This is a genomic window from Nocardioides sp. R-C-SC26 (genome assembly GCF_021246465.1).
In the GTDB taxonomy this organism is placed as follows: Bacteria; Actinomycetota; Actinomycetes; order Propionibacteriales; family Nocardioidaceae; genus Nocardioides.
Genome location: NZ_JAHRHK010000034.1, coordinates 1 through 8,160, shown reverse-complemented (window position 1 = coordinate 8,160; position 8,160 = coordinate 1). Strand labels below are relative to the sequence as shown.

9 protein-coding genes are annotated in these 8,160 nt (G+C 71.4%); 5 read left to right on the top strand and 4 right to left on the bottom strand.

The annotated features are described in order from the left end of the window. Positions 1-1,116: SPFH domain-containing protein (locus KSO97_RS17265; RefSeq protein WP_232681644.1), on the bottom strand; the 1,116-nt coding region annotated here is incomplete at its 3' end. A gap of 173 nt (positions 1,117-1,289) precedes the next feature. Here KSO97_RS17265 and KSO97_RS17260 point away from each other — a divergent pair. From KSO97_RS17260 to KSO97_RS17235, 5 genes are all read left to right on the top strand, one after another. After that, entirely contained in the window at positions 1,290-1,682 is a 393-nt protein-coding gene (locus KSO97_RS17260; protein ID WP_232681642.1) for a molybdopterin-binding protein, read from the top strand. Between the two features lie 89 nt (positions 1,683-1,771). Beyond that, positions 1,772-2,545, top strand: a complete 774-nt coding sequence (gene modA, locus KSO97_RS17255) for a molybdate ABC transporter substrate-binding protein (protein ID WP_232681640.1) — start codon at positions 1,772-1,774, stop codon at positions 2,543-2,545. Then, the gene (locus KSO97_RS17250; protein ID WP_232681638.1) at positions 2,542-3,423 is read left to right on the top strand and encodes an ABC transporter permease; all 882 of its coding nucleotides are present in this window, start codon (positions 2,542-2,544) and stop codon (positions 3,421-3,423) included. The genes modA and KSO97_RS17250 overlap by 4 nt, the downstream gene beginning before the upstream one ends. Beyond that, complete coding sequence (locus KSO97_RS18480; RefSeq protein WP_374198513.1) at positions 3,423-4,448, top strand: sulfate/molybdate ABC transporter ATP-binding protein; 1,026 nt, start codon at positions 3,423-3,425, stop codon at positions 4,446-4,448. The genes KSO97_RS17250 and KSO97_RS18480 overlap by 1 nt, the downstream gene beginning before the upstream one ends. Positions 4,449-4,482: 34 nt before the next feature. Next, a complete protein-coding gene (locus KSO97_RS17235) occupies positions 4,483-5,364 on the top strand; it encodes a patatin-like phospholipase family protein (protein WP_232681629.1) in 882 nt (293 codons plus the stop codon). A 63-nt stretch (positions 5,365-5,427) separates the two neighbouring features. On the opposite strand, the gene dtd is transcribed toward KSO97_RS17235, so the two are convergent. The 3 genes from dtd to KSO97_RS17220 are packed head-to-tail and all read right to left on the bottom strand — an operon-like array spanning position 5,428 to position 7,864. Continuing rightward, positions 5,428-5,877 (bottom strand): D-aminoacyl-tRNA deacylase, encoded by a 450-nt coding sequence (dtd, locus tag KSO97_RS17230; protein ID WP_232681627.1) that lies wholly within the window; start codon positions 5,875-5,877, stop codon positions 5,428-5,430. A gap of 20 nt (positions 5,878-5,897) precedes the next feature. Continuing rightward, positions 5,898-6,770 (bottom strand): CoA ester lyase, encoded by an 873-nt coding sequence (locus KSO97_RS17225; protein ID WP_308188343.1) that lies wholly within the window; start codon positions 6,768-6,770, stop codon positions 5,898-5,900. 5 nt (positions 6,771-6,775) lie between these two features. Then, the gene (locus KSO97_RS17220; RefSeq protein WP_232681619.1) at positions 6,776-7,864 is read right to left on the bottom strand and encodes a CoA ester lyase; all 1,089 of its coding nucleotides are present in this window, start codon (positions 7,862-7,864) and stop codon (positions 6,776-6,778) included. Positions 7,865-8,160 lie beyond the last annotated feature (296 nt).

The following is an 8,160-nucleotide window of genomic DNA, read 5'->3' as shown; positions in this document are numbered from 1 at the left end:
GAGCTGGCCCTGGGGGTCGCCGGCGGCAGGTGCCGCAGCGGGCGCCGCCGGGGCCGCGGGCGCGGCCGGCGTCGACTGGGCACCCACGCCGGGCACCGGCTGCTGAAGACCGCCGATTCCGGCGCCTCCTGCCGCCATGCCCATGCCGATCAGACCACCCGGGCCGGCGTTCTCGCCGGCGGACTCGAAACCCGCCGCCACCGAGGCCTGGAGGTTGGAGTTGCCGCGGGCGCCCGAGAGGGCGTCGGCGCGCTGCACGTTGCGCAGCAGCTCGCGGGTGCTCTCGTCGTACTCGATGGAGATGATCGCGGTCGAGATGATCTGCAGGCCACGACCCGAGCTCCACTGGTAGTTCTGCTCGACGGCGGCCGAGAGGCTGTGGGCGAAGCCGATGGAGTCCTGCTGGATCTTGGTGATCCGGTTCCCCTTGGTGGGGTCGTTGGTGTACATCGAGAACGCCGGCGCGAGCGAGCCGACGACCTCGTTGAACAGCTGCGAGGCGGCGTCGTTGTCGATGTCGGTGAAGTCGAAGACCTTGCCCGGCTCGAGGTAGGTCGCGGGCACGAAGGACCGGATGAAGAGGATCGGGTCGATGATCTTCATCGTGTAGGTGCCGCGCGTGATCGCACCGACCTGGGCGTTCATGTACGCGTCGTCCCAGTAGATCTCCGACTGCGTACCGAAGCGGTTGTTCGGCAGCTCCTTGAGCGTGACGAAGTAGGCGCGCTGCTGGCTGCTCGGCCGACCGCCGAACTTGAAGCGCTCCCACGACGTCTTGATGAGCGGGCTGACGATGCCGTCGCCGTCGAAGATGGACTGGGAGTCCTGGGCGTCGGAGTTCCACTCGTACGCGCCGGGCTCGGCCGCGAAGCCGGTGATGGCGCCGTCCTGCATGAGCACCAGGCCGTACCCCTCGGGCACGACGATCTTGCTGCCGTTGGTGATGACGCCGTCGGAGCCGCGGGTGTTCGAGCCCCGCCCGGCGTTCTCGCCCTGCGCTGCGGCGGAGAAGACCGCTGCCGTCGGCGCCAGGCCGTTCGGCACCGTGTAGAAGTCCTTCCACTGATCGGCCAGAGTGCCGCCGAGTGCGCCGATCGCAGCCTGAATGAGTCCCATCGGGGTTCCTCCGTCTTGCCTGGTGTGGTCGCCAGAACAGTAGCGCCGCGCCGGAGGATCGGCACTGGAGTCGGGCACCGGTCCGGACAGGTTCTTCGTGAACTCTTAAGGGAGCGCGCTCGGAGACGATGGCCCGGCGTACGACCAGTGCCCGCGGCACTAGCCTCGCCGTCATGGCGGAGTGGCTGCGGATCGGTGAAGTGGCGACCGCCGTCGGGGTGTCGGTCGACACCCTGCGGCGCTGGGAGGCCGAGGGGCGGGTGGAGTTCGAGCGCCAAGGTGGCAAGCGGGTCCTGCGCGCCGACCGGCTGGCCGACGTGCTCGCGCATCGCCCGGCCGGAGCCGGGTCGAGCGCGCGCAACCGACTCGCGGGCGTCGTCGTCGCGGTGGAGAAGGACGGCGTGATGGCCCAAGTGGAGCTGGCCTGCGGCGACTTCCGCGTCGTCTCGCTGATGAGTCGTGAGGCGGCCGACGAGTTGGGCCTGGCGCCCGGCGTCCGGGCGACCGCGGTGGTCAAGGCGACGACGGTCATCGTCGAGGCGGGTCGAGGCGTCGAATCTGGCTAGCACGAGGGGGCGACCCATCCGATCTGGCAGGCTCTCCGGATACCTAGGACATACCTAGGTTTAAACCCACATCCAGATCGGATCCCGCCATGCGTCGTCGTCTGCTCATTCCCCTCGCTGCCTCCCTCGCGCTCGCCAGCTCGCTCGCTGCGTGCAGCAGCGAGGAGGGCGCCGGCGCCGAGGCCGGTGAGAAGGAGCTCACCGTGCTGGCTGCTGCCTCGCTCACCGAGACGTTCACCGCGCTGGGTGAGGAGTTCGAGAAGACCCACGACGGCGTCGATGTCACCTTCGCCTTCGATTCCTCGGCCACGTTGGCCGCCCAGGCGGTCGAGGGCGCCCCGGCCGACGTACTGGCCACTGCCGATCTGCGCACGATGGACGACGCCGTCGCGGGCGGCGCGATCGACGGCGACCCGCAGACGTTCGCGACCAATGTGATGACCCTCGTCGTGCCGGCCGACAACCCGGCCGGCATCAGCTCCTTCGCCGATCTCGACAAGCCCGGGGTGGACTACGTTCTCTGTGTGGAGACCGCCCCCTGTGGCGTCGTCGGAGCGGCCCTGATCGCCGACGGCGGCATCACCGCCGACCCGGCCAGCCTCGAGGTCGACGTCAAGGCGGTGCTCGCCAAGGTCGCCTCCGGCGAGGCCGACGCCGGGCTGGTCTACGTCACCGACGCGACGGCGGCCGGGGCCGACGTCGTGTCGATCGAGATCCCGGGAGCCGAGACCCAGCTGTTGGAGTACCCGATCGGCGTCCTCGAGCAGACCGGCGACGACGACCTGGCCGCGGAGTTCATCGAGCTCGTGCTCTCCGACGAGGGCCGGCGGGTGCTGGCGGACGCCGGCTTCGGGGCGCCGTGAGCCACGGGGACGGCGTCCAGGAACGGGAGCGGGCCACGGCCTCGCGCCGCGCAGCGGTTCGCCGACGCAGCGGTGGCCGACTGCCCACGCGCCCGCGCCTGGGCGGTCCGCCCCTCGTGCTCGTCCTGCCCGCCGTCCTCGCGGTGGCGTTCCTCGTCGTGCCCCTCGTGGCACTGGTGGCAGGCACGCCCTGGGAGGACTTCTGGGACAGGCTGCGCACGGAGGCCGTGCGTGACGCGCTCGCGTTGAGTGCGATCACCTCGCTGGCCACGGTCGGACTGTGCGTCCTCATCGGCACGCCTCTCTCCTGGGTGCTGGCGCGCGTGGTGTTCCCGGGCCGTGCGCTGGTGCGAGCGCTCGTGGTGGTGCCGTTGGTGCTTCCCCCGGTCGTGGCCGGAGTCGCGCTCGTCGCAGCGCTCGGCCGCACGGGCCTGATCGGCTCCTGGCTCGACGAGTCGTTCGGCTACCGCATCCCGTACACGACGGCGGCGGTGATCATCGCGCACACCTTCGTGGCGCTGCCCTTCTACGTGCTGGCTGTCGAGGGCGTGCTGCGCTCGAACGGTGCCCGGTGGGACGACGTCGCCGCCACGCTCGGCGCCGGCCGATGGACCACGTTCCGCCGTGTCACCCTGCCGCTCGCCCTCCCGGGCCTGATCGCCGGTTGCGCACTGGCCTGGGCGCGATCGTTGGGAGAGTTCGGCGCGACGATCACCTTCGCCGGGAACTACCCGGGCACCACCCAGACGCTGCCGTCGCTGATCTACAGCGAGCTCCAGGGTGACGTCGAGGTCGCGCGCACCATCAGCATGGTGCTGCTGCTCGCCTCGGTGCTCGTGCTGGCCGGGTTGCGCGACCGCTGGCTGAGGGTGCCGTGATGGCAGGCGGACCGCTCGACGTCGACGTCACCGTGCCGGGGCGCGTGCGCGCGGCGTTCAGCGCGCAGCCGGGTGAGGTGGTCGCCGTGCTCGGCCCGAACGGCGCGGGCAAGTCCACGCTGCTGCACGCCGTCGCCGGCCTCCACGGACCGGTCGGCGACATCAGGGTCGGTGATCAGCGCTGGGACGGCGCCGCCCGCACCACCCGCGCGCTTCGGGTGCGCGACCGTCGGATCGGGCTGGCCTTCCAGGGTCAGCTGCTGTTCCCGCACCTGAGTGCCCTGGAGAACGTCGCGTTCGGCCCGCGCCGTCGTGGCGCGTCGCGAGCTGCCGCCCGCCGACTGGCGGCTCGATGGCTGGACCGCTTCGAGATCGGCGACCTCGCGCACCGGCGTCCGCACGAGCTCTCCGGCGGGCAGGCGCAACGGGTCGCGTTGGCCCGCGCGCTCGCCGTCGAGCCGGAGGTGCTGCTGCTCGACGAGCCCTTCGCCGGCCTGGACGTCGGGGTGGCACTCGGGCTGCGCCGGGTGTTGGCGCAGCACTTGCGCGACTTCTCCGGCGTCACGCTGCTCGTCACCCACGACGCCCTCGACGCCGCCACCCTCGCCGACCGGGTGCTCGTGCTCGACCGGGGCGTGATCGCCCAGTACGGCACGACCGCCGAGGTCTCGGCGCAACCGTTGACCGAGCACGTGGCCCGGCTCGCGGGGTTGAACGTCGTGCAGGAGACGCCGACCCGGTTCGTCGCCTTCTCGCCGTCGGTCGTCACCGTCGCTCTCGCCGAACCGACCGATTCGCCGCGGCTGCGCTGGCACGGCGTCGTCTCGACGGTGACCCGACACGGATCCGCCTTGCGGATCGCCGTCGCGACCGACGAGGGCCTGGACCTGCTGGCCGACCTGACCCCCGAGGCGGTCGCCGAGCTCGAGATCGCCGACGGCGCGCCGGTGTGGCTCGCCGTCAAGGCGACGGCGGTGCGCCGCTACTCCCCGCCGCCGGGGGCGGCGGTGTCGCCGCCGCGCTGACCGGCCCGGATGGCCAGATGGTTGGGTTGCTGTCATGACACGAGCACTGGTCCTCGGCGGCGGCGGCATCACCGGCATCGCCTGGGAGACGGGTCTGCTCGCCGGACTGGCGGACGCGGGCATCGATCTCACGGCAGCCGACCGGGTGATCGGCACCTCGGCCGGCTCGATCGTCGGTGCCCAGATCACCGGGGGTCTGGCGATCGGAGAGCTCTACGCGCGACAGCAGGCGGCGCCCGGCACCCCGGGGGTCGACGGCGCCGCCCCGCTCGCCGCGATCGGGCGGGGAGTCGCGGTGCAGTTCGCGTGGTGCCTCCTGCGGGCACGCGGCGACATCGAGCGCTTCGGCCGCCTGCTCGGACGCCGTGCCGTCGCCGCCGCGCGGGCCGGCACGGTGCCGAGCGTGGAGGAGCGCTACTCCCAGGTCGCGCTCCGCATCGGCGGCCTCGAGTTCGGCGACCGCGACCTGCGCGTCACCGGGGTCGACGTCGAGACCGGCAAGCTGGCCGTGTTCGGACCGCACGGCACCCACGCCGACGTCTCGCTGGAGGACGCCGTCAACGCCAGTTGCGCGGTGCCGTGCGTCTACCCGCCGATCCCGATCCGCACCGGCGGCGCCGTCCGGGTCTTCGTCGACGGAGGTGTCCGCTCGGGCGGCAACGCCGATCTGGCCGCCGGCTGCGACGTCGCCGTGGTGCTCTCGCCGCTGGACCGCTCCATCGGGCCGGTGCGCAGTGCGGGGGCGCAACTGAGGGATCTCGGCATCCCGCACGTGGTCATCACCCCCGACGACGCGGCCCGCGCCGCGATCGGACCCAACGTGCTCGACCCCGCGGCCCGTCCGGGCTCGGCTCGGGCGGGCTACGCCCAGGCCGCCCTCGTCGCGGACGCCGTCCGGGAGGTCTGGGATGGATAGCAAACGGGTTTTCGTCGGCGTCAGGTACGCGATCGGCCAGTTTTAGCGACCAGAACCCGTTTGCTATCCCTCAGGCCCGCCTCGAGACGGCGACTCCAGGAGGAGCGTGACCGGCCCGTCGTTGACCGAGTGCACGGTCATGTCGGCACCGAAGACTCCGCACGCCACGAGGGCGCCCAGGCGGCGCAGCTCCGCAGCGACCGCCTCGTAGAGCGGCTCGGAGATCGCGCCGGGCGCCGCCGTCGACCAGCTCGGACGGCGGCCCTTGCGGACGTCGCCGTACAGCGTGAACTGGCTGACCAGCAGCACAGGTGCGTCGACGTCGGAGGCCGAGCGCTCCTCACGCAGGATGCGCGTCTCCCAGATCTTGCGCGCCATCCACGCGACGTCGTCGTCGCCGTCGTCGTGGGTGATGCCCAGGTAGACCAGGAGCCCTGGGTCGTCGAGCGCGCCGACGGTCTCGCCCTCGACGACCACCGACGCCTCCGACACCCTCTGGAGGACGGCGCGCATCGAGAGTTCCGGCCGACCGGTCAGGCCTGGAGAGCGGCGATCGCCTCGGCGATCGAGAGCGTGCGGGTGGCCGACTCGACATGCAGGTTCTCCACCATGCGCCCGTTGTAGGTCACGACGCCACGGTCCTTGCCTTCCTCCCAGGCGGCCAGGATGCCGCGTGCATCCTCGATCGCCTGCTCCGAGGGGGCGAACGCCTCGTTGGCACCCTCGACCTGGCCGGGGTGGATCAGCGTCTTGCCGTCGAAGCCCATCTGGCGCCCCTGCTCGCACTCGGCGAGGAAGCCGTCGAGGTTCTTCACGTCGTTGTAGACGCCATCGATGACGGCGATGCCCGCAGCGCGTCCGGCGAGGAGCGCCGTGTGCAGGCTCGGCAGCACCGGAGCGCGACCGGGCACGTGCTCGCAGTAGAGCTCCTTGACCAGGTCGTTGGTGCCGAGCACGAACGCGCCGAGACGGTCGCTGGCCTGGGCGATCTCCAGCGCGCTCAGGATCGCGATCGGGGTCTCGACCATCGCCCAGAGCCTGGTGTGCGCGGGCGCACCGGCGGTCTCCATCGCGGCGACCAACTGGCGCACCTCCTCGGCGCTGTTCACCTTGGGGACGACGATCGCGTGCGGGCCGGCCTGCGACGCGGCGATGATGTCGTCGTCGTGCCACTGCGTGCCGATGCCGTTGACCCGGATGGTCAGGGTGCGGCGTCCGTACTCGCCGGAGGCGACGGCGGCCGCGGCCGCGGCGCGCGCCTCGGGCTTGGCGTCGGGCGCCACAGCGTCCTCGAGGTCGAAGATGATGCCGTCGACCGGGAGGGTCTTGGCCTTCTCCAATGCCTTGGCGTTCGAGCTCGGCATGTAGAGCACCGAGCGGAGCGGCGTGAATTCAGGTGCGGTCACGGTGATCAGTCCTCCAGGGAGATCGCGTCGTAGGCGGCCTTGAGCTCGGGGTCGATCGCGGCCAGCTTCTCGGCCAGCTCGACCATCACCAGGCACTGCTTGAGGGAGGCGTCGTCCTCCATCTTGCCGTCGAGCATCACCGCACCCGTGCCGTCGCCCATCGCGGCGACCACGCGGCGGGCGTGCTTGATGTCGGCCACGCTCGGGCTGAAGACGCGGTTGGCGATCGCGATCTGCTTGGGGTGCAGGCTCCAGGTTCCGACACAGCCGAGCAGGAACGCGTTGCGGAACTGGTCCTCGCAGGCCACGACGTCGGCGATGTCGCCGAACGGGCCGTAGTAGGGATAGATGCCGTGCATCGCGCAGGCGTCGACCATCCGCGCGATCGTGTAGTGCCACAGGTCCTGCTGGTAGGTCGTGCGCGCCGCGAGGATGTCGTCCTCTGCGGAGGACGCTGGGTCCTGCCGCACCAGGTAGCCGGGGTGGCCGCCGCCGACGCGGGTGGTCTTCATCCGGCGGTCGGCCGCGAGGTCGGCGGGGCCGAGCGAGAGCCCCTGCATCCGCGGACTCGCACCGCAGATCTCCTCGATATTGGCCACGCCGCGGGCCGTCTCGAGGATCGCGTGCACCAGGATCGGCTTGGTGATGCCGGCCTTCGCCTCGAGCTGGGCCAGGATCCGGTCGATGTAGTGGATGTCCTCGGCGCCCTGCACCTTCGGCACCATGATCACGTCGAGCTTCTCGCCGATCGCGGGCACCAGCGTCGTGAGGTCGTCGAGCACCCACGGGCTGTCGAGTGCGTTGATCCGCGTCCAGAGCTGTGTCGGGCCGCTCTGCCCTCCGAGGTTGGCCGTCTCCTGGGCGATGGTCACCAGGCCCTCGCGGGCGGCGACCTTGTTGTCGGCCTTGACGGCGTCCTCGAGGTTGCCGAGCAGCACGTCGACGGTGCCCACCATGGCGGGGATCTTCGCCGCCATCTTCGCGTTGCTCGGGTCGAAGAAGTGGATCGCGCGGCTGGGGCGGGCCGGGATCTCGCGGACCGGCTCGGGGGCGCCGACGGCGAGCGGGCGGAAGAAGTCCTTGCTGGAGCGCATGCCTCGGAAGTTAGCAGTCATTCACCTCGGCCCATCAGCCGTCAGGAGTATGAGAAACCTCGCGTTCCCCGACGTCGTCGGCTCGCGGGACGGCACGTGCGAGGCCGCAACGTCCTGGGACCGCAGTAACCTCGTGAGGTCAGCGGCTCCCGGCGGGAGCCGATATCTCGGGAGTGGGAAGGCCGTACATGCCTCTGAGCCGCCGCCACGTGATCGCGACGTCGCTCGCCGCGACGGGCGCCGTCTCCGCGGGGGCCGTCGCGGGGCTGGCGGGCCAGGGCCAGGGCACCACGTTT

What these genes read in the sequence shown, in the direction of transcription:
- modA (WP_232681640.1), top strand. Translation starts at nt 1,772, where the DNA reads ATGCGTCGTCGTCTGCTCATTCCCCTCGCTGCCTCCCTCGCGCTCGCC.
- KSO97_RS17260 (WP_232681642.1), top strand. Translation starts at nt 1,290, where the DNA reads ATGGCGGAGTGGCTGCGGATCGGTGAAGTGGCGACCGCCGTCGGGGTG.
- KSO97_RS17220 (WP_232681619.1), bottom strand. Translation starts at nt 7,864, where the DNA reads ATGCGCTCCAGCAAGGACTTCTTCCGCCCGCTCGCCGTCGGCGCCCCC.
- KSO97_RS18480 (WP_374198513.1), top strand. Translation starts at nt 3,423, where the DNA reads ATGGCAGGCGGACCGCTCGACGTCGACGTCACCGTGCCGGGGCGCGTG.
- KSO97_RS17235 (WP_232681629.1), top strand. Translation starts at nt 4,483, where the DNA reads ATGACACGAGCACTGGTCCTCGGCGGCGGCGGCATCACCGGCATCGCC.
- dtd (WP_232681627.1), bottom strand. Translation starts at nt 5,877, where the DNA reads ATGCGCGCCGTCCTCCAGAGGGTGTCGGAGGCGTCGGTGGTCGTCGAG.